This window comes from Shewanella putrefaciens (assembly GCF_016406325.1).
In the GTDB taxonomy this organism is placed as follows: domain Bacteria; phylum Pseudomonadota; class Gammaproteobacteria; order Enterobacterales; family Shewanellaceae; genus Shewanella; species Shewanella putrefaciens.
This window is the reverse complement of sequence record NZ_CP066370.1, coordinates 4138202-4160073: the sequence shown is the minus strand read 5'-3', so window position 1 is coordinate 4160073 and position 21872 is coordinate 4138202. Positions and strand designations below refer to the sequence as shown.

The 21872-nt window shown below is 46.4% G+C and carries 14 protein-coding genes and 3 rRNA genes; 8 read left to right on the top strand and 9 right to left on the bottom strand.

Annotated elements, in window-relative coordinates:
- Positions 1 to 36: 36 nt before the first annotated feature.
- The 7 genes from fdh3B to JEZ96_RS18435 form a co-directional block, all read right to left on the bottom strand.
- Complete coding sequence (gene fdh3B, locus JEZ96_RS18465) at positions 37 to 633, bottom strand: formate dehydrogenase FDH3 subunit beta (RefSeq protein WP_011791099.1); 597 nt, start codon at positions 631 to 633, stop codon at positions 37 to 39.
- 26 nt (positions 634 to 659) lie between these two features.
- On the bottom strand, positions 660 to 3509 hold the full coding sequence (locus tag JEZ96_RS18460; protein ID WP_011791098.1) for a molybdopterin-dependent oxidoreductase: 2850 nt from the start codon (positions 3507 to 3509) through the stop codon (positions 660 to 662).
- An 18-nt stretch (positions 3510 to 3527) separates the two neighbouring features.
- Positions 3528 to 3725, bottom strand: coding sequence for a twin-arginine translocation signal domain-containing protein (locus JEZ96_RS18455; RefSeq protein WP_014611737.1), 198 nt, complete (start codon positions 3723 to 3725; stop codon positions 3528 to 3530).
- 159 nt (positions 3726 to 3884) lie between these two features.
- Entirely contained in the window at positions 3885 to 4562 is a 678-nt protein-coding gene (locus JEZ96_RS18450) for a TorD/DmsD family molecular chaperone (RefSeq protein WP_011791096.1), read from the bottom strand.
- A gap of 10 nt (positions 4563 to 4572) precedes the next feature.
- Positions 4573 to 6234: a 4Fe-4S binding protein gene (locus tag JEZ96_RS18445; protein WP_025007999.1), complete on the bottom strand. Its 1662-nt coding sequence runs from the start codon at positions 6232 to 6234 to the stop codon at positions 4573 to 4575.
- Positions 6235 to 6421: 187 nt separating this feature from the next.
- The gene (locus JEZ96_RS18440) at positions 6422 to 7078 is read right to left on the bottom strand and encodes a DUF3306 domain-containing protein (RefSeq protein WP_011918463.1); all 657 of its coding nucleotides are present in this window, start codon (positions 7076 to 7078) and stop codon (positions 6422 to 6424) included.
- Complete coding sequence (locus JEZ96_RS18435) at positions 7078 to 7542, bottom strand: DUF3305 domain-containing protein (RefSeq protein ID WP_198779829.1); 465 nt, start codon at positions 7540 to 7542, stop codon at positions 7078 to 7080. The genes JEZ96_RS18440 and JEZ96_RS18435 overlap by 1 nt, the downstream gene beginning before the upstream one ends.
- Before the next feature lie 305 nt (positions 7543 to 7847).
- Here JEZ96_RS18435 and JEZ96_RS18430 point away from each other — a divergent pair, with 305 nt between their 5' ends.
- From JEZ96_RS18430 to rrf, 5 genes are all read left to right on the top strand, one after another.
- A complete protein-coding gene (locus JEZ96_RS18430) occupies positions 7848 to 8744 on the top strand; it encodes a formate dehydrogenase accessory sulfurtransferase FdhD (protein WP_061783468.1) in 897 nt (298 codons plus the stop codon).
- Positions 8745 to 8806: 62 nt separating this feature from the next.
- Positions 8807 to 9712 carry a helix-turn-helix transcriptional regulator gene (locus JEZ96_RS18425; RefSeq protein ID WP_025008001.1) on the top strand — a complete coding sequence of 302 codons (906 nt, stop codon included), beginning with the start codon at positions 8807 to 8809 and terminating at the stop codon, positions 9710 to 9712.
- 779 nt (positions 9713 to 10491) lie between these two features.
- A 16S ribosomal RNA gene (locus tag JEZ96_RS18420) occupies positions 10492 to 12034 on the top strand.
- A 374-nt stretch (positions 12035 to 12408) separates the two neighbouring features.
- Positions 12409 to 15301, top strand: a 23S ribosomal RNA gene (locus tag JEZ96_RS18415).
- Positions 15302 to 15478: 177 nt separating this feature from the next.
- Positions 15479 to 15594, top strand: a 5S ribosomal RNA gene (gene rrf / locus JEZ96_RS18410).
- Together the 16S, 23S and 5S rRNA genes form the textbook arrangement of a ribosomal RNA operon.
- A 178-nt stretch (positions 15595 to 15772) precedes the next feature.
- On the opposite strand, the gene JEZ96_RS18405 is transcribed toward rrf, so the two are convergent.
- Positions 15773 to 16699: a bile acid:sodium symporter family protein gene (locus JEZ96_RS18405; protein WP_061783260.1), complete on the bottom strand. Its 927-nt coding sequence runs from the start codon at positions 16697 to 16699 to the stop codon at positions 15773 to 15775.
- A gap of 374 nt (positions 16700 to 17073) precedes the next feature.
- Here JEZ96_RS18405 and JEZ96_RS18400 point away from each other — a divergent pair, with 374 nt between their 5' ends.
- The 3 genes from JEZ96_RS18400 to JEZ96_RS18390 all read left to right on the top strand — a co-directional run bounded on the left by JEZ96_RS18400 (position 17074) and on the right by JEZ96_RS18390 (position 19765).
- Positions 17074 to 18411: a coproporphyrinogen III oxidase family protein gene (locus JEZ96_RS18400; protein WP_025008660.1), complete on the top strand. Its 1338-nt coding sequence runs from the start codon at positions 17074 to 17076 to the stop codon at positions 18409 to 18411.
- Between the two features lie 132 nt (positions 18412 to 18543).
- Positions 18544 to 18777 (top strand): hypothetical protein, encoded by a 234-nt coding sequence (locus JEZ96_RS18395; protein WP_011787794.1) that lies wholly within the window; start codon positions 18544 to 18546, stop codon positions 18775 to 18777.
- 46 nt (positions 18778 to 18823) lie between these two features.
- Complete coding sequence (locus tag JEZ96_RS18390) at positions 18824 to 19765, top strand: DUF4424 domain-containing protein (protein WP_025008659.1); 942 nt, start codon at positions 18824 to 18826, stop codon at positions 19763 to 19765.
- Positions 19766 to 19818: 53 nt separating this feature from the next.
- Here the strand turns inward: JEZ96_RS18390 and JEZ96_RS18385 are convergent, their stop codons facing one another.
- Positions 19819 to 21819, bottom strand: coding sequence for a ligand-gated channel protein (locus tag JEZ96_RS18385; RefSeq protein ID WP_014609697.1), 2001 nt, complete (start codon positions 21817 to 21819; stop codon positions 19819 to 19821).
- Positions 21820 to 21872: the final 53 nt, after the last annotated feature.

Below are 21872 nucleotides of genomic sequence, written 5' to 3'. Positions count from 1 at the left end.
CAGAGGTTAGGGATGACTCCCTAACCCTCGCTCTGCTTAGTTTATCTCACCGGTTTTTGGGTTATAGCCCCAAATCACGTTAGGATTGCCACGGGAGGCCATACGTTCACGGTAGATGTTAGATACCACTCCCGCATCACCAGCAAGCAGTGCTTTGGTTGCGCAAAGCTCCGCACACATAGGTAATTTGCCTTCAGCAATACGGTTTGCACCGTATTTTTTACGCTCGGCTTCGGAGAAGGTTTCTTCTGGGCCACCGGCACAGAAAGTACACTTATCCATTTTGCCGCGGCTACCAAAAGCAGTCTTTTTCGGGAATTGCGGTGCACCAAATGGGCAAGCATAGAAGCAGTAACCACAACCGATACAGGTATCTTTGTTGTGCAGTACTATGCCGTCATCGGTTCTGTAGAAGCAATCTGCTGGACACACGGCCATACATGGCGCATCGGTACAGTGCATACATGCCACTGAAATCGATGCTTCACCGGGTTGACCATCGTTAATTGTCACCACGCGGCGACGTTGAATACCCCACTCGAGAGCGGAATCGTTTTCGTTCTTACATGCAGTGACGCAACCGTTACACTCGATGCAGCGTTTGGTGTCACATAGAAATTTCATGACTGCCATAATGGCTTATCTCCTCATCAAGTAGGTTAGGCTTTGCTAATTTGGCAGAGGCTGGACTTAGTTTCTTGCATCTGAGTCACAACATCGTAGCCATAAGTTAAAATGGTGTTTGCGGATTCGCCTATCACATAAGGCACTGTGCCTTCTGGATAGTTTTTCGCGAGACTTTCACCTTCAAACACCCCTGCAAAGTGGTATGGCATAAAACATTCACCAGCAATTACGCGTGGTGTTACCATTGCCTTAACCGTGATTTTGGCGCCTTCTGGACCATGAACAAAAACATTATCACCGTCACGAATACCGCGATCCGCTGCATCAGCAGGGTTCATTTCGATGAACATTTCTTGTTGTAGTTCAGCTAACCAAGGGTTAGAACGGGATTCTTCACCACCACCTTCGTATTCCACTAGACGGCCTGATGTGAGTGCCAGTGGGAAGTCTTTAGCAAAATCCTTGTCTTGAATTGACTTATACAGCGTCGGTAGACGCGCAACCATACGGTCTTCGTAGGTTGGGTATTTAGCAACTAAGTCACGACGAGGCGTGTAAAGTGGTTCGCGGTGGCGTGGAATATCGTCAGGGAATGTCCAGACAATACAACGAGCTTTAGCGTTACCGTAAGGGATACAGCCGTGTTTGATAGCAACACGTTGGATACCGCCAGAAATATCCGTTTTCCAGTTTTTGCCTTCGGCGTGTTTTTTCTCGTCTGCTGTTAGGTCATCCCACCAACCTAATTGCTTAAGCATATCGGCGGTAAATTCAGGATAACCATCTTGGATCTCACTGCCTTTAGAGTAAGTCCCTTCAGCAAGAATATTATTGCCTTCATGCTCAACACCATAACGAGCGCGGAAGTTACCGCCGCCGTCTTTAACATGCTTGGCTTCGTTATACAGAATTTGGGTTCCAGGATGTTTCATCTCTGGTGTCCCCCAACAAGGCCAAGGTAAACCATAGGTCTCACCTTTGGCTGGACCGCCTGGAGCTTCTAAGCTGTCAGCATCAAAAGTGCCCCAGTTTTCTTGGTGCATTTTTAAACGTTCTGGGCTTTGTCCGGTGTAACCGATAGTCCACATACCTTTGTTAAATTCACGGGTAATATCTTCAATCAAAGGCTCATCACCATTGACTTTGATTTGTTTGAACAACTCTTTATCAATACCCACTTTCTTAGCGAGTTTGCACATGATCACATGATCTGGCAGTGATTCGAACAGCGGCTCTATTACCTTAGAGCGCCACTGAACTGAGCGGTTGGTTGCAGAGATAGAACCATAGGTTTCAAACTGGGTTGCAGCAGGCAGCAGATAAACACCATCTTGACGTTGGTGCATTACACCTGCCATCGTTGGGAATGGATCGACAACAACGACGGTATCCATTTTGTTCAGTGCTTCACGCACTTCGCGGCCACGGGTTTCAGTGTTGACAGATTGTCCCCAGAAGAACGCCAGACGAATATTGTCTTTCTGCGCTATCTTGGTTTTATCTTCTAACACGCCATCGTGCCAACGAGAGCATGGGATACCTGTTGAAGTTTGTGGTGTTTGACCTAAGTATTCACCTTGGTCGAAACGGCTTGAGACCCATTTAGGATCGAGATCCCATACATTGGCCCAGTGATCCCATGCGGCGGTAGTTAAACCGTAATAACCGGGTAAGTTATCAAATAACAAACCAAAGTCGGTTGCACCTTGTACGTTATCGTGGCCACGGAAAATGTTAGTACCGCCGCCAGGAACACCCATGTTACCTAAAGCGAGTTGTAACATGCAGTATGAACGGGTGTTCGAGTTACCGACGTGATGCTGCGTACCACCCATACACCAAACAATGGTGCCAGGTTTAGTTTCAGCCATCATCTTGGCAACACGATACATTTGGGCTTTAGGTACGCCCACCACATTTTCAACTTCTTCTGGGGTGTACTTTTTCACTTCTTCGCGGATGCGATCCATACCGTAAACGCGGTGCTTGATAAACTCTTTATCTTCCCAGCCGTTTTCGAATATGTGCCATAACAGACCATAAATGAAGGGAATATCTGTACCAGGACGGATATGCACGTACTCGTCAGACTTAGCTGCAGTACGGGTGAAACGTGGATCAACTACGATGATTTTGGCACCACGTTCTTTACCAATCAAAATATGCTGCATGGCAACTGGGTGTGCTTCACTGGGGTTTGCCCCAATAAACATAATGCACTTAGAGTTACGAATATCGTTGATTGAGTTGGTTTGCGCACCGTAGCCCCAAGTGTTAGCAACACCAGCTACCGTGGTAGAGTGACAAATACGGGCTGAATGGTCGACGTTGTTCGTTCCCCACAGTGCCGCAAATTTGCGATATAAATAAGCTTGTTCGTTTGAGAACTTGGCACTACCCATGAAGTAGATAGAGTCTGGGCCAGATTCTTGACGAATAGAGGCCATTTTATCGCCTACTTCATTAATGGCTTGATCCCAAGAGATCTTTTTCCATTTTCCGCCTTCTAACTTCATTGGGTATTTCAGGCGTTTTTCACCATGACCATGCTCACGCAGTGCTGCACCTTTAGCACAGTGGCCGCCGGCGTTGAATGGGTGATCGAATGCGGGTTCTTGACCTGTCCACACACCGTTTTGTACTTCAGCATAGATACCACAGCCCACAGCACAGTGAGAACAAATGGTACGTTTAACTTCGGTTGGAACGTTGTGAGGGATATCTTTGGCTTCTGCTTTACGCATCATGCCTGTACCCAGCATTGAAGCTGCGGCGATACCACCAGTGGCAAGACCTGCCGATTTTAAGAATTGGCGACGATTGAGACCCAGGGTCGATGCTTTAGGCTCGACAACCTGATCTGTTTTGCGGGTTAATCGCATCACACACTCTCCTCTATTTTAGTTTTTAAGCGACGCATAGTAATGACGAATATGGTCGGTTTCACGGTAGTTCTCGCTCTTTGGCTCGATAGGTTCAACCGTTGGCGCTGCGGCTAATGCCTGACCGCTAACAGTGGCTACCGCACCTGCCGCACTGCCGAGTGCCAATGCTTTAAGCAATTGACGACGGCCCATGTCGGAAGCTTGCTTCTTCATAGTGTCTCCTTGTGTTACTGAATAAAGTGGCATAAAAGACAACCACCTCGGTTATTGTAGAAGCCTCGGCTTCATCTATTGTGGCGAAGGTGAATCAGATTCTCCTTCGCTTACAGAACTCATCAATGCCTATTCCACTATTGTGTAGGCACCTTGATCTTAATTTACTAATTCCACTTGCTTTTCTGCATCATTGGTGGCCGGTTGTAAGTCGGCACTGCCTGGGCAATTCACTGGAATATCTAGGCTCAATTGCTCAAATGCATTGGCTTCCATTTCGAAAAAGGCTTTTGCCAGTTGTGCAACCGTGGCGTAAAACGCCGCACTTGGGGCCTTAGTTAAATTGTCGCAGAACCGACCAATCCAGCTGCCAATATGGCGTTGGTAGAACGCAAGTTGACGATAACCTGGGGCCTCAAGGATCAATGTGCCCATGACTTCACATAGCGCAGCCACGTGATCTTCAGGCTCCTTGACGTTTTCTTCCCGCTCAAAACCGAGCTGCATTAAATCTTGGCGCAACAGTGCTAATGGTTTATCCATTAATGAGCCGGTCATAAACCAACTGCCATAGGGCAGGATCTCACCACAACCCACGCCGAGGAATAAGGCAAAATACTCATCTTCTAGCTGTTCACTGCGGAACTGCTGCGCCGCGAGCTGCAGTGACAGCCAAGCTTTGGTCATTGCATTATCTTCATTGGCATCGATTTCAAGATTGGCCAAAAAGTGCAGTAATTCAGGGCTAGGATGGCGGCGTAATAGCGCTGCCAGCAGTTGATAAATATCGGCTCTCAACTGATCGTTTTCTGATACTTGTCTTACGGATTCGGTCATAACGGATCTCTTATCGCAGTTGCTTTTCAGGATCTTGAAGAATGTCTTCAAACATGTCTTTTACCCGGCAGTCGCCACACATTTTCAGGCGTTCAATATTGGCTGAAAATGCGCTATGCGCGCCGACCATATCCAGCATCCGATGCACCATAGATTGGGTCGCAAAAGGAGAGCCGCAACGAATACATTCGAAGGGGGCTTCTTCTTTCAGGGTGTGTTGTTGCTGACGTGCAGCTTTATCAAAATTGATTTGTGGGGTGAGGCTAATCACTTTTTCAGGGCAAGCCGCTTCACATAAACCACATTGCACACAGTTTTGTTCAATGAAGTGTAGCGCAGGTTTGTCACCACCATCCTGTAATGACATCGTTGGGCAAATTGCTACGCAGGACATGCATAAGGTGCATTTCTCTACATTGACGCTCACTTTGCCGTAGGGAATGTTATTCATGCTCAGACAAGTATCAATTTCACCCGCTTGGCTATTGAGGTGGTCTATTGCCTCAAACAGGGTATCGCGCTTAGTTGTCGATACAAATGCCGCCGGTACTATGATTGGCCAATCTAAGCTGATATCAAGCATCGATTCTAAATGAGTTACCATGCTTGGATCGATAAGGCTAATACGTTGTGGCTGACCCATTTCATCTAAAATGCTATTGGCTAGTGTAAGTTCACCTTTGAGCATTTGCGTGAGTGTTGGCGCAGTCGCTTCTGTGTTGAGAATAAGCGCTTGGCGCGCGCCCCAAGCGAGTGCAGAAAGCCAGTGATCGAGGCTTGCAACTGTAATTTCTTCAAGGGCAACGGGAAGAATATCTCCAGCCAAATCCTCCGATATGAAGTCGGCACCAGTCGCATTATCATGGAATAAAATCACAGGAGCTGTTTGGGCTTGTTCACGAAAACGGCTAATGATTTTATTTAAATAAGACGATAAGGCTTGGGGTGTCGGTAAGTCGTAGCTGATAGCACCTGTTGGGCAGGCACTGGTACAGCTACCCGCACCGTGGCACAGGTAAGGATCGATTTCAATTTTCTTAGCGACGCTGCTAATCGCGTCAGCAGGGCAGAAGTTGAGACACCGATTACAACCATTGATGTCATTACGGTTGTGAGCGCATAGATCCGGATTAATTTTTACGTAACGAGGCTTGTCGAATTGGCCGACCAGTTCTGGAATTTGTGTTAATGCATCTTCGAGTTTGGCGGTATCCTGACCGACATAGAAGTAGCCAGGAGGAAGCATCTCTAAATTTAAACAAGGTGTGCTGCTTAAATCGAGCACTAAATCAAAATGAGGTTTTCTGATGGATACTAAACTAAGTTCAGCAGCGCCATTTTGATGCTCAACGCTGACTTGGAATTGGCCTAAAAAACCTTTAATTCCAATCAGTTTATTGTAGTAACTTTCAACATTAGTCGCCGCAGCCATAACACGCTCTAGGTGCGCTTCGTCTTGGCTGGTAATGGCTTCATTGGCCAAAATCACTCGATTTGCCATAGTGGACAATTTGTCCGCAGCGAGGCGAGCGAGATCCTCTGGGCCGATAATTAGCACTGTGCCTTCGGTGGTATAGCTTACCGTTGGCGGGATCAGATTCTGCAAAATCTGAGTCTGCGCTAATACATTTTGCCGCGCTTGTTTTAGCGCATGCTGGGTTTGATTGGTCATCAAATAAGTGCTCACATTGCGTTCCTGAACAGTACTTGGGCTGTTCTATTTTTTGCTGTATTGGAGCAGATTTAGGCGGTTGGTAGTAAGTAAGTCATTGCCTTTTCTGCTTTTATCTAAGCTTTTACTGCGCTATACAGCAATTCACATACCAAGGTTGTGGACATTAAAATTAGCTAAACTGACGTTAAACAACTCGGGGATGAACTTGAGCTGAAAGCTCTGGTGCATTTTGGGGTAGGTCATCAATCTCCCCATCCAAATTGTCCGTTAACGGTTTTGCTGCCAATTCGGTTTCGATCTCGTTGTCTGATCCCATCGCTGTTTCTGGTATAGCATTCAGCTCGTTTTTCACTAAGGTAGCTTCTTCGTCTGAATCTTCGTTGTCCTTAGTCATATAGCGGAACACCTTTTTAGCGAGTTCGGCTGAGACTTCAGGAGTGAGTTTAGTTTGATTGCTATAGTCGAGTGCATACTCCAAAAGACCATCAATCTCATTGAAATGCGGTTGCTTCCACAGTGCGCGAAGGGCTGCGGTTTTAACGGCTGGGTCGACATTGGCAGCCATGAAACTGGCAAAACTTCCTCCAATTTCAATTTCTTCAGGGTTAGGTAAATCCTCCGCAGTTAATATGCGGTTAGGGTCTTCCTGTGATTGATGTTCAATTTCAGGTGAAGGGGATGCTGTGGTTGCGTTAGTCGAGGCAACTTCGGTGTCGCTAGGTACATCCTCGATAACATCCTGTATCTTTTTGGTTTCTAATGCTTCCTCAGCAGCCACTTGCTCACGGCGTTGAGTCCAGCGACTAAAAAGTCCACTTATTTTTTGAGTATTATCAGCCATTAGTTCCTCCGTAATGGATCGCTACTAGGGCCTTGATTGTTACGCCCATCGACATGTCGACGGCGATGGGCCGAAATTTCGACTTCACCGTATTGGGTGATGAAGGCTTCAATCCAACAGGCGATGGCTTCTGGCATTAATATATTAAGTACAGGTGTATTTCCTTCAAGACAACCTGCTGCAACATTTTGGTCTGCCGAGAGTAAAGCGGGTACCCATGTACCATCTGCCATTTCATCACAGACGAGGAACAACATCGCATTGTCCATGTCTAGATTGATGCGATAGCTAGCTCGTTCGTCTTTGTGCAACTTAAGTAAGACTAATGTTGCACCATCGGGGGCTTCATGGGTCGCGGGAAGTAAATGATCTATTTCCCATTTAACTGAGGTCCAGCGGCCTACCTGTGTCTCTACTTTTTTGAGTGAAACGTACATAGGCCAAACACTTGTTGTATGTTGCATTGTCTCTCCGTTTCAACTGTGTTGGTGGGCGATTCGTTGTTTTGCGGATCGGATCGATGTTACCAACAAATTGCGATAAAAGGTCACTGCAATATTAATGCCAGTAAACATGGGGAATAAGTTTGAAGTAGATCATCAAAATGAGTGTTGTTGTTGGACATTTTGTCCAGTTTGTTATTTTGCATGGGACATTAACGCCCAAATAGAAAATTCGAATTGCGATAGATCACGCATTTTAGCCCTTCTTTCATGCCTAGGTATAAATATTGCTATGCTCTGGTTATCACTCGTTAAGCGGTAAGATTATGATTTCTGATAACAGTACGATTACAGCGAAAAGTTCGATAGCAACTAATACAAATTTACAGATTAAACATCCGTTTACTTTTGTGAAAACTCAAGCAGAAGTTCCTCTCACTATAGCAGTTAAGGCGGTTAATGAAGCTGGGGAAGTGCTAGATAAGTTTGTAGCCTGTGAGCGGCCATTAACTGTGTATTTAAATTGGCGCCCGATAGTCACTTTGATGACTCTTGGTGCAAAACCTGAGTCATTGGCGCTAGGTTATCTTAAAAACCAAGGTTTTATTTCTGATGTAAGTTTGCTGGACTCCGTAATAGTCGATTGGGATGTGAATTCTGCTGCAGTGATTACCCGTGAACAAATTGCGGATCTTGATGACAAACTCTCTGAAAAAACCGTTACCTCAGGCTGTGGGCAAGGGACTGTTTACGGAAGTTTTATGCAAGATCTTGAAGGCATTACATTACCGACACCGAGTCTCAAACAAAGCACTCTTTATAGCCTACTAAAAAACATCAATGAATATAATGAAACCTATAAGAATGCGGGTGCCGTACATGGCTGTGGTTTGTGTGAGGATGACCAAATTATGGCCTTTGTCGAAGATGTTGGTCGCCATAATGCGGTAGACACACTTGCTGGTGATATGTGGCTAGGCCAAAACCCTGGCGACAACAAGATTTTTTATACAACTGGTCGGCTTACCTCTGAGATGGTTATCAAGGTAGCCAAGATGGGAATTCCTGTATTGTTGTCGCGCAGTGGCGTGACTCAAATGGGACTAGAACTCGCTCAACAATTAGGGATCACTATTATAGCCCGTGCGAAGGGACGTCATTTCTTGGTATATCACGGCAGTGAAAATTTACAATTTGATGTGAATTCTGACCCTGTAACCTGAGTTAGAGCCTCACAAATACAGTATTTCAGCGAAGAACGGATATTGAGAGACAAGGATATAAGATGACATCTGCTAGTGAATTGGTCTACATGAGCGCTAAGCAAGTAGCCGAGTACTTAGATCTTAACGAGAAGAAAGTCTACGCCATGGCGAATGACCGAATTTTACCGGCTACGAAAATTACAGGTAAATGGCTATTCCCTAAAGTATTGATTGACCGTTGGGTGATGGATTCATGCCATAGCGGTATGCTCACTGATAGATTGCTTATTACGGGCAGTGATGATCCACTATTATCTATGCTTGTGGCACGTTTAATGTCGCAGGTTGGTAGCCGTGAGTTGATTAGCTATAGCGCAACAGGATCACGTCTAGGCTTAGAGTTGCTCGCTAAGGGGTATGCTGATGTGTGCACATTGCATTGGGGAAGTATGGAAGATAGAAATATCCGTCACCCAGCGCTATTAAAAGGCTATAACAATCATCAGCAGTGGATAATGGTGCATGGTTATTCTCGTCAGCAAGGGCTAATCATGCGTGCAGATATGCACCACAGATGCCAAGAAGAAGATAAAGTGGTGAGCTTACCGTGGCGATGGGTGAGTCGTCAGGGTGGAGCTGGAAGTCAACAGCATTTAGAGCACTGGTTGTTAAAACAAGGTGCACGATTAGATCAGCTCAATGTTCTACTAACAGCTTATAGTGAGCGTGAACTTGCAGGGTATATTGCCCGAGGTGACGCTGACATTGGTTTTGGTTGCCAGTCAGTAGCTTTGGAGAGTGGTTTAAGCTTTGTCCCTTTAGTGAAGGAGTCCTTTGATTTTGTTATGCCACAAAGTATTTATTTCCGTCGACAGCTGCAACAACTCTTTACTATGTTGAGCAGCGGCCATACAAGGCAAATGGCTGCCCTTTTAGGTGGATATGATCTTACCGATTGCGGACAACTACTCTGGAACGCCAGCTAAGTACAAATTCAGCTAAGAACGTCTAAGTGAATCGCGTATAGTCGCGTTATGCTACTTTATACCTTATATAGGTATAAAGTAGCGGCTAACTTCAATTGTTTCCTCTATATCTTTATTACCGAATTCGTCGCTTATAGCTTCTTTTCTCCCTTAGCACTCAATCTTTATCGAAATTAAGCCATTTCCCTTGTTCTTTAGATGACTTGTTTTGCGTATAAATTCAACGCATGTGGATAACTTTGGGTATAACAAGTGCATAGGTTGTGCTTAGTCTGGGAGTAAGAATCTATGTGAAAAATAATCATAAAAATCTGAAAAAAGCACTTGCAGAAAAAGTTTCGCTGCCTATAATGCGCATCCACTGACACGGCAGACGGCGTTAAGCTGCTTGATGTGACAGTTCATTGATGAGTTTACTGATTGATGAGCGAAAAGAAAGTTTGCAAAAACTCCTTGACGCGAAACGGGAAATGCGTAGAATACGCAGCCCTAGCCAACTGGAAGCGTTCGACGCTCAGTGTGGTACTCACCTTCTCTTACGAGGTTGAGTTGCTCTTTAACAAGATAAAACAAGAAATCTGTGTGGACACTCACAGGTGTTGAGTTAATCGAAACTGCTTAGCCTTAGGGTTGGCAGTCAAAGAATTAATCAATGTAACAATGAGTGTTCATAGCAATATGTACAGTTTGTTTCAGTGCTTCTTTTATAAGGAGTGCGAGAAACAAAAAATCAGAATTCATTGAGCCGCTGAAGTCGCAAGACGGAAGCAACAAAACTTTAATTGAAGAGTTTGATCATGGCTCAGATTGAACGCTGGCGGCAGGCCTAACACATGCAAGTCGAGCGGCAGCACAAGGGAGTTTACTCCTGAGGTGGCGAGCGGCGGACGGGTGAGTAATGCCTAGGGATCTGCCCAGTCGAGGGGGATAACAGTTGGAAACGACTGCTAATACCGCATACGCCCTACGGGGGAAAGGAGGGGACCTTCGGGCCTTCCGCGATTGGATGAACCTAGGTGGGATTAGCTAGTTGGTGAGGTAATGGCTCACCAAGGCGACGATCCCTAGCTGTTCTGAGAGGATGATCAGCCACACTGGGACTGAGACACGGCCCAGACTCCTACGGGAGGCAGCAGTGGGGAATATTGCACAATGGGGGAAACCCTGATGCAGCCATGCCGCGTGTGTGAAGAAGGCCTTCGGGTTGTAAAGCACTTTCAGTAGGGAGGAAAGGGTGTAGTTTAATACGCTATATCTGTGACGTTACCTACAGAAGAAGGACCGGCTAACTCCGTGCCAGCAGCCGCGGTAATACGGAGGGTCCGAGCGTTAATCGGAATTACTGGGCGTAAAGCGTGCGCAGGCGGTTTGTTAAGCGAGATGTGAAAGCCCTGGGCTCAACCTAGGAATAGCATTTCGAACTGGCGAACTAGAGTCTTGTAGAGGGGGGTAGAATTCCAGGTGTAGCGGTGAAATGCGTAGAGATCTGGAGGAATACCGGTGGCGAAGGCGGCCCCCTGGACAAAGACTGACGCTCATGCACGAAAGCGTGGGGAGCAAACAGGATTAGATACCCTGGTAGTCCACGCCGTAAACGATGTCTACTCGGAGTTTGGTGTCTTGAACACTGGGCTCTCAAGCTAACGCATTAAGTAGACCGCCTGGGGAGTACGGCCGCAAGGTTAAAACTCAAATGAATTGACGGGGGCCCGCACAAGCGGTGGAGCATGTGGTTTAATTCGATGCAACGCGAAGAACCTTACCTACTCTTGACATCCACAGAACTTTCCAGAGATGGATTGGTGCCTTCGGGAACTGTGAGACAGGTGCTGCATGGCTGTCGTCAGCTCGTGTTGTGAAATGTTGGGTTAAGTCCCGCAACGAGCGCAACCCCTATCCTTATTTGCCAGCACGTAATGGTGGGAACTCTAGGGAGACTGCCGGTGATAAACCGGAGGAAGGTGGGGACGACGTCAAGTCATCATGGCCCTTACGAGTAGGGCTACACACGTGCTACAATGGCGAGTACAGAGGGTTGCAAAGCCGCGAGGTGGAGCTAATCTCACAAAGCTCGTCGTAGTCCGGATTGGAGTCTGCAACTCGACTCCATGAAGTCGGAATCGCTAGTAATCGTGGATCAGAATGCCACGGTGAATACGTTCCCGGGCCTTGTACACACCGCCCGTCACACCATGGGAGTGGGCTGCAAAAGAAGTGGGTAGCTTAACCTTCGGGGGGGCGCTCACCACTTTGTGGTTCATGACTGGGGTGAAGTCGTAACAAGGTAGCCCTAGGGGAACCTGGGGCTGGATCACCTCCTTACCTATACGACTAGCTCGATGCTTGGTCGAAAAATGCTCCTGCATTTTCGACATTCGGTACATCCGTGTACCTTTTGAGTGTTCACACAGATTGCTTGTTTATCCTGTCTTAGGACGGGTAGAGCGAAACATCCCTCTAGCAGGTCGATGTAGTTCTTTAACAATTTGGAAAGCTGATAGTAATTAATGGCATGAGTCTGTCATGTGATTAATTACAAAAAGTTTAATGCGAAAGCATTGAACATTGAGTTCTCAAACACTTTATTAAGTGTCTTGAATATTCAAGTCTAAGGCGCGTCCACTTCTTTGGTCAGAAGTGAGACAAGTAAAACCAGCTGGTCGCAACAATTCAAGTGAAACTCATTTGGGTTGTATGGTTAAGCGACTAAGCGTATACGGTGGATGCCTTGGCAGTCAGAGGCGATGAAGGACGTAGTAACTTGCGAAAAGCGTTGGCGAGCTAGTAACAAGCATTTGAGCTAACGATGTCCGAATGGGGGAACCCGGCCGCATAAGCGGTCATCATGTAGTGAATACATAGCTACATGAGGCGAACGAGGGGAACTGAAACATCTAAGTACCCTTAGGAAAAGAAATCAACCGAGATTCCCCTAGTAGCGGCGAGCGAACGGGGATTAGCCCTTAAGTCTATGGGGTGTTAGTGGAATGGTCTGGAAAGTCCAGCGGCACAGGGTGATAGCCCCGTACACGAAAACTAACCGTAGATGAAAACGAGTAAGGCGGGACACGTGACATCCTGTTTGAATATGGGGGGACCATCCTCCAAGGCTAAATACTCCTGACTGACCGATAGTGAACCAGTACCGTGAGGGAAAGGCGAAAAGAACCCCTGTGAGGGGAGTGAAATAGAACCTGAAACCGTATACGTACAAGCAGTGGGAGCGGTTCTTGAGACCGTGACTGCGTACCTTTTGTATAATGGGTCAGCGACTTACATTTTGTAGCGAGGTTAAGCGAATAGCGGAGCCGTAGGGAAACCGAGTGTTAACTGCGCGTTTAGTTGCAAGGTGTAGACCCGAAACCCGGTGATCTAGCCATGGGCAGGTTGAAGGTTGAGTAACATCAACTGGAGGACCGAACCGACTAATGTTGAAAAATTAGCGGATGACTTGTGGCTGGGGGTGAAAGGCCAATCAAACCGGGAGATATCTGGTTCTCCTCGAAAGCTATTTAGGTAGCGCCTCGAGCGAATACCATTGGGGGTAGAGCACTGTTAAGGCTAGGGGGTCATCCCGACTTACCAACCCTTTGCAAACTCCGAATACCAATGAGTACTACTCGGGAGACAGACGGCGGGTGCTAACGTCCGTCGTCAAAAGGGAAACAACCCAGACCGTCAGCTAAGGTCCCAAAGTGTATGTTAAGTGGGAAACGATGTGGGAAGGCTTAGACAGCTAGGATGTTGGCTTAGAAGCAGCCATCATTTAAAGAAAGCGTAATAGCTCACTAGTCGAGTCGGCCTGCGCGGAAGATGTAACGGGGCTAAACATACCACCGAAGCTACGGGTGCAGCCCATTAGGGTTGCGCGGTAGAGGAGCGTTCTGTAAGCCGTTGAAGGTGAAGGGGTAACCCACGCTGGAGGTATCAGAAGTGCGAATGCTGACATGAGTAACGATAAAGGGGGTGAAAAACCCCCTCGCCGAAAGACCAAGGGTTCCTGTCCAACGTTAATCGGGGCAGGGTGAGTCGACCCCTAAGGTGAGGCCGAAAGGCGTAATCGATGGGAAACAGATTAATATTTCTGTACTTCCGCTAACTGCGATGGAGAGACGGAGAAGGCTAGGCTAGCGCGGCGTTGGTAGTCCGCGTTTAAGGTGGTAGGTGGGTGACTTAGGCAAATCCGGGTTGCTATACACTGAGAGCTGATGACGAGGTCCTAAGGGACTGAAGTAGTTGATGCCATGCTTCCAGGAAAATCTTCTAAGCTTCAGGTTAGTGGGAATCGTACCCCAAACCGACACAGGTGGTCGGGTAGAGAATACCAAGGCGCTTGAGAGAACTCGGCTGAAGGAACTAGGCAAAATGGTACCGTAACTTCGGGAGAAGGTACGCTCCTGTTGGTGATGAGACTTGCTCTCTAAGCTGACGGGAGTCGCAGATACCAGGTGGCTGCAACTGTTTATCAAAAACACAGCACTGTGCAAACTCGCAAGAGGAAGTATACGGTGTGACGCCTGCCCGGTGCCGGAAGGTTAATTGATTGGGTTATCGCAAGAGAAGCTCATGATCGAAGCCCCGGTAAACGGCGGCCGTAACTATAACGGTCCTAAGGTAGCGAAATTCCTTGTCGGGTAAGTTCCGACCTGCACGAATGGCGTAATGATGGCCACGCTGTCTCCAGCCGAGACTCAGTGAAGTTGAAATTGCGGTGAAGATGCCGTATACCCGCGGCTAGACGGAAAGACCCCGTGAACCTTTACTATAGCTTGGCACTGAACATTGAACCTACATGTGTAGGATAGGTGGGAGACTATGAAGTTGGGACGCTAGTCCTGATGGAGTCGTCCTTGAAATACCACCCTTGTAGTTTTGATGTTCTAACCTAGACCCCTAATCGGGGTTAGGGACAGTGCCTGGTGGGTAGTTTGACTGGGGCGGTCTCCTCCCAAAGAGTAACGGAGGAGCACGAAGGTTGGCTAAGTACGGTCGGACATCGTACGGTTAGTGCAATGGCATAAGCCAGCTTAACTGCGAGACATACACGTCGAGCAGGTACGAAAGTAGGTCATAGTGATCCGGTGGTTCTGAATGGAAGGGCCATCGCTCAACGGATAAAAGGTACTCCGGGGATAACAGGCTGATACCGCCCAAGAGTTCATATCGACGGCGGTGTTTGGCACCTCGATGTCGGCTCATCACATCCTGGGGCTGAAGTCGGTCCCAAGGGTATGGCTGTTCGCCATTTAAAGTGGTACGCGAGCTGGGTTCAGAACGTCGTGAGACAGTTCGGTCCCTATCTGCCGTGGGCGTTGGATGATTGAGGGGAGTTGCTCCTAGTACGAGAGGACCGGAGTGAACGAACCGCTGGTGTTCGGGTTGTCATGCCAATGGCATTGCCCGGTAGCTACGTTCGGAATCGATAACCGCTGAAAGCATCTAAGCGGGAAGCGAGCCCCAAGATGAGTCATCCCTTGGACTATAAGTCCACTAAAGAGCCGTTCGAGACTAGGACGTTGATAGGCATGGTGTGTAAGCGTTGTGAGGCGTTGAGCTAACATGTACTAATGACTCGAGAGGCTTAACCATACAACCCAGATGGGTTTTACTGCAAAGTGAGCTTAGACAGAATATAAACACTTAATGAAGTGTGGACTCAAAAAACAATCAGTTTTCCGAATTATTAAATAAGATAAGAGCAGGTTTTAGTTCCTAGAATCTAGCAGCACGCAGTGCGCTCTCGAGTCTTGTTTAAAACCAAATATGCTTGGTGACAATAGCATTGTGGAACCACCTGATCCCATCCCGAACTCAGAAGTGAAACGCAATCGCGCCGATGGTAGTGTGGGGTCTCCCCATGTGAGAGTAGGTCATCGCCAAGCGCCTAATTATCTTGTAAAGATGTAACAAAGCCAGCTGAATAAGCTGGCTTTTTTGCATCTGTGATTTGTTAGATTGCGTCTAGTTTGCTCTCTATTCGTGTGTTGTCCGTAACCCAGCGATCTACGCCTCTCGGTTGGTATAGCACTAATTTCTCAATAGGTTAATTGCTATATCGGGCTATAGATTTGATTTTGTGCTCTCTTTAAAATTGGCCCAATAACTTGCCAGAATAGCGCCTGACAGGTTATGCCATATAGAAAAAATAGCGCTGGGGATGGCTGAGATTGGGCTAAAGAATTTAATACATAAAGCAGTGGCGAGACCGGAGTTTTGTAGGCCAACTTCGATAGAGATAGTTTTACAGACTGTGTGGTTAAAGCCTAATAAACGGCAACAGAAATAGCCTAAGGCGAGACCAAGGCCATTATGTAAGAACACGGCAAGCAGAATAATCGGGCCAACTTTATCAAACTGATTGGCATTTAACGCCACGATAATCGTAATCGCCATCACAATTGCCAAGATAGAAATCAGTGGCAATGCAGGAGCGACTTTAGCCACCAGCGATTTAAAAAAATGATTGATAATCACGCCAACGCTGACAGGGATCAGCACCATTTTCACTAAACTCAGCAGCATATCTGCGAAGGGTATATCGATCATTTCGCCAACCAACAGCTTAATAATCAGTGGTGTTAACACCACGCCCGCTAAGGTTGACAATGCCGTCATGGTTATCGATAAAGCCACATCCCCTTTTGCTAAGTAACAGACCACATTAGAGGCGGTGCCACCTGCAACGCTACCTACTAACACCATGCCTATGGTGAGATCTCTATCTAATCCTAATAAAAAACTGATCAGTAGTGCACTTAGTGGCATCACAGAGAATTGTAATATAAGCCCCGTGACTACGGCACGTTTCTGTTTGAATGCATTAGTAAAATCCTGCAGATTTAGAGTAAGCCCCATAGATAACATAATCATCATCAATAGGGGCACGATGGAGGATTTAAGATCAGTAAACCAATGTGGCATCAGATATGCCACGAATGCCCCTAATAGTGCAAGTAGTGGGAAGAATCTGTTCATATTAGATAGCATAGTAAGCCTTTAAAAATAATAAGTTATTTTTATTGTGCTGGATAATGACAGTCCACTTACCGATAGACAAGGGCAAATCAGATACGGATATATGGTTGAATAAATTATTTTCAGTATTTCGACTGACGTCTGGTTTTAACTATTCAAAACTTCTACCAATTTTGTGAAAGCGGCTTTGCGATAAATGTATTTAAGATTACTAAAACATGATCTGCTTAACAAAAAGCCCGTGATTTCCTTGTTAGGAAACCGTAACTTATAACCAGTTCACGTTTTAACAATTACATACGAGGTAGTCTTATTGCGCTAGGTGGTCGTGAATTACCTAAAGCAATTTCGGTGTTTACGGTTAGCACTCTCAGATAGGAATCGTTATGTCATCAGTTATTCAAACGCTCAACGGCGCTATCGCAACGCCTTATCAAGCGAATATTACCGTCCCTAACTGGATGCTCGGCTCGATGGAACGGGTCATGCAGTACTATGTCGATAAGAATCTTCGCCTCGATACGCTTTCCGCAGAAATGATGCCAGCACCGGTTGAAGGCAAAAAATATATGCTATACGCACATATTCCCTTCTGCCATACCCTGTGCTCTTACTGTACCTTCCACCGTTTTATGTTTAAGGAAGACAAGGCGCGTGCCTACTTCATCTCATTACGTAAAGAGATGGAAATGGTCAAGGCCCTCGGCTATGACTTTGAATCTATGTATATTGGTGGTGGTACCACCACGGTATTAGAAGACGAATTAGCCCGCACCATAGAACACGCTAAAACCCTATTTCCTAGCATTAAAGAAGTCTCCTGCGAGTCCGATCCGCAGCATTTAGACAGCCCAGGCTTTAAACAGCTCAAAGGCTTAGTGGATCGCATGTCTATCGGCGTACAAAGCTTTAATGACGATATTTTAAAAATGACCGACCGACTCGATAAATTCGGCACGGGTCAGCAAACCTTCGACAAGATCATGGGTGCCAAAGAGTTGTTCCCTATTATCAACGTCGACCTGATTTTTGGTTTCCGCGGCCAAACCGATGAAGTGATCCAGCACGATTTAGATATGGCATCGCGCTTAGACCCAAGACAAATTACCACCTATCCGCTGATGATCACTCATCAAACCCGTAAGAGCGTTAAAGGCAAATTAGCGGCGCCGCAAGCGGATATGGCAAACCAATATCGCCAAATATTAAACAGTCTTAATGGTCAATATAATCAATTATCTGCATGGGCATTTGGTAAAACCGATGACGAAGGGTTTGACGAATACGTTATTGATTACGACGAATACTTAGGGGTAGGTTCGGGCTCATTTAGTTTCTTAAATGACACGCTTTATGTGAACACTTTCTCGCTACGTAAGTACCAAGAACGCATCGCAGCGGGTCAAATGGGTGTCGAGCAACAAAAGAACTACAGCAAAAAAGACGTGATGCAATATCGCTTTTTGCTGGGCATGTTCTCCGGCCGTTTATCGCGTAAATATTTCCGCGAAACCTTTGGCGTCAATTTAGATACCGCCTTATTTAAAGAAATGACCTCGATGAAACTGATTGGCGCCATCAAAAACGACCCAACAGATCCCGACAATCTGATCGTCACCGATAACGGCAAGATGATGGGTCTATTGATGATGAAAGAGTTTTACTCAGGCATGGATAACGTGCGCGCCCAGTTGCGTAAACCGCTCAAACCCTGCGATATGTAACACTTATTGATGATTGTTGATTCATAAAGACTATACAGGCCCTTCGAGGGCCTTTTTGTTAACTCGGTTTAAAGGTAATCTTGCCCAGTACTATTAATTGAGCACAATCCCAACAATAAAGGAGTATTCGTTATGGGTTTTAATGAACAAGAAAAACAAGCCTTATTAGCACTCAAAGGCGTTGGGCCGACGGTAATTAAACGGTTCGAAGAAATTGGTATCAGTTCACTGCAACAACTTGCCCAACACGAAGTGGATGATATTGCTAACTTAGTCGCCAGTATGCTGCGAACCACTTGCTGGAAAAATAGCCCACAAGCGCGAAATGCGATAAGTGCGGCCATCGACCTCGCCCGCGCGCAATAATCGTTCCCCATTGATACTAAAACATCCAACTAGAGTTAAGAAGTTTATGTCAGCACACTTAGCCATAGCCCTTTTTGCTATAGTTTTACTCGTCTACGGAGAAACAGCCTCTGCCAACGACAGCAGTTTTGGCGATGCTAATGGCTCTATTACCTTGAAATATCAGCCTAATATCAGTATGGATAAAGAGTCTCTCTTTATCAGCGAGACCGAAGTCAGGGTCGATTATATGTTTACCAACACCAGTTCGCAGGATCTTATCGTCCCCATCGCCTTCCCCATGCCACCGATGTTTTTTGGCTCCGCCGATCACAGCAGCATTGATAACTTCACCCTTAAAGTGAATGGCAAAACCCAGCCAACTCAGCACAGGCTTGTTGCCCAACTTGCCGATAAAACCGATATTTCAACCGAGTTGAAACAGCTTGGCTGGGGTGTAGATGAAGTCGCTTACTTTGCCGAATATGCCGAAGTCCCCAAGGGTAAATCCGCGCTCCCCAAGCAATGGTTGGATGAGAACCAACAAATCGCCTTTACCCTAAGTGATTACTTTGTGTGGGAACAAACTTTTCCCGCGGGTAAATCTGTCGCTATCAGCCATAGCTACACGCCAAGCCTCTCAACAGGTATCCCCGATACTGCCAGTAGTATTATTGATACTTACACTGAACTGGCCTGTTTAGATGAAAGTGCAAAGCAAGGCATTAGGAAGCGCAACCTTATCGTTAAACAAGACGGTGAAGATCAGGAGATTGGCGTGGAATGGAGCCACCTTAGCTATATTTTGGTCACGGCTAATAACTGGCAAGGGCCGATTAAGGACTTCAAACTCATCCTAAAAAAATCCCAGCCCACAGATCTCATTAGCTTGTGTTTTGATGGCGAGCTCAAAAAAACCGATCCACTCACCTTTGAATTCCAGCAAAAACAGTTCACGCCAAAGCAAGATCTTAGCATCCTGTTTATTCGTAAACCGAATTTTGAATAATCAAAAAAGAAGCCAGCATGTAGCTGGCTTCTTTATAACTCACTATTTTCAATTTAAAAACTATAGGTCATACCTAACCAATAACGGCGGCCATCTTCAATATAACCGTATTCTTCTTGGGTAATTTCCTTATCGAAGGCGTTATAGATACCCGCGCTAAATTTCAGGCTATCGTTCAACTGATAGTTAGCCCCCAAATCCAGCAGAGTGTAAGAAGGTGCGATTAAACTGCTCGATGAGGGGCCTGTCGTCGGTTGGCTCTCTTCGCCACGGTAGTTCACTCTCAGCCAAGTGCTTAAATTATCAATAGGTTCGTAGTTGAAAGACGCTTGGATCAAATGCTTAGGCAATTGATTCAATGGGCTACCTTTATAAGCACCTGTCTTTTGCTCTGAGTCCGTATAGGTATAGTTCCCCGTCAAACTCAAGTTTGAGCGAATGCGATAGTCGATACTCAGTTCAATCCCTTGGGTCACTGCTTCGTCAATATTCACATAGGTTGTAGGATCGGAACCAAATTGATTTGGGCCTTCAGTGCATTGAGTCGCAGGGCAGGCTACGCGGGTTATTTTGTCCTTAAACTCGTTATAGAATACACCTGCACTGGCGGTAATGCTTTCGGTCAGATCTGAATATAAACCAAGCTCATAGTTGACGGAGGTCTCTGGTTCAAGATCCGGATTACCGTACATATTGCCGCCACGGCTGACTTGTCCCCAGTCGGGTACTGTCTGGCGCAAACTCGGCGCCCTAAAGCCCGTTGACACACCGCCCTTTAAGGTGGTGCTGTCGGTTAATCCCCACACCCCATAAACGCGCGGACTGACATGATTACCAAAGTTTTCATCGTCATCCAAACGCAGACCCATGGTCAGAGCAAAGTTATCGACAATGCGCCATTCATCCTCAGAAAATACCGACCACTGTTTGCGACTAATATCGGTTAAGTCACTCACTTGGTTACCTGTTTCGTCAGTGAGATCTTGATGATTGAATGCTGCGCCAAAGGTCGCTGTATGACTTTGGCCTAATGTAGTGATTAGGCTAGATTGCGCATCCGTGTTAGTGATTTTCATCTTACGGGATTTATTGTCATATTCCTCATGCTTTATATAAGTATCGGAAGTACCAAAGTCCCAACGACCAGTATGGGAAAGTGAGAAAGTGCTATTTTCATATTCAGTGGTAGAGGAGGCTGGGCAACCATTACGGCCACAGCTTGCACCTGGTGCTAAAGGTGCAACGGTTTTGCCTAAGCTACTGTCGAGTTCTTGGTTAGAGGTACCAACTTCGAACATGATATCGTGATTTTCATTGGGCGTGAGCGCAAATCTCGCGGTCAAGTTAGTCGCATCGCGGCCACGATAACCTCCGTAAATATTATCTTCTTCACGCTGAGTATATTGACCATAAAGTTGCATCCCTAGCAGATCTTTGATCAAGCCACCGTTAACAAAAAAGTTACCTTGATACACATTTCCCGAGTCTGATTTTTCCTGCAGAGTTGTGTCGAGTCGCAGTTCACCTTGCCACTCGTTCGGCACTTTGCGGGTGATAATGTTGATCACACCACCAATGGCATCCGAACCATAAAGTGATGACATAGGGCCGCGGACAATTTCAATTCTATCAATAGCAGCCAATGGTGGTGTCCAAGCGCCTTCGACACCAGGACCATCGCTGTTAGTCCGTGTCTCGCGCGAGGATTGACGTTTACCATCCACTAAAATTAACGTGTATTGACTACCCATGCCCCGCAGACTGATATCCTGACGATCCGCACCGCCCGTAATTACCACGCCAGGCACTTCTAACATGGCATCGGTTAAGTCGCGGTAGAAGCGGTTATCCAGATCCTCACGGGTGATCACGCTGATAGAAGCTGGCGCATCACGAATTTGCTGTTCAAATCCCGAGGCGGTCACCACGATTCTTTCCATCATCTTTTCTTTATCAGGCGCGGTATCCGCAAGGGCATTTGTCACAGGTATTGTGGGTAACAAACATAAAACACTAATTACTTGGGCGAGATACTTCTTACGACTCAACAACATAACCAACAAGTCTCCATAGAGAACATTTTGCAAATGAGAACAATTTTCAATAC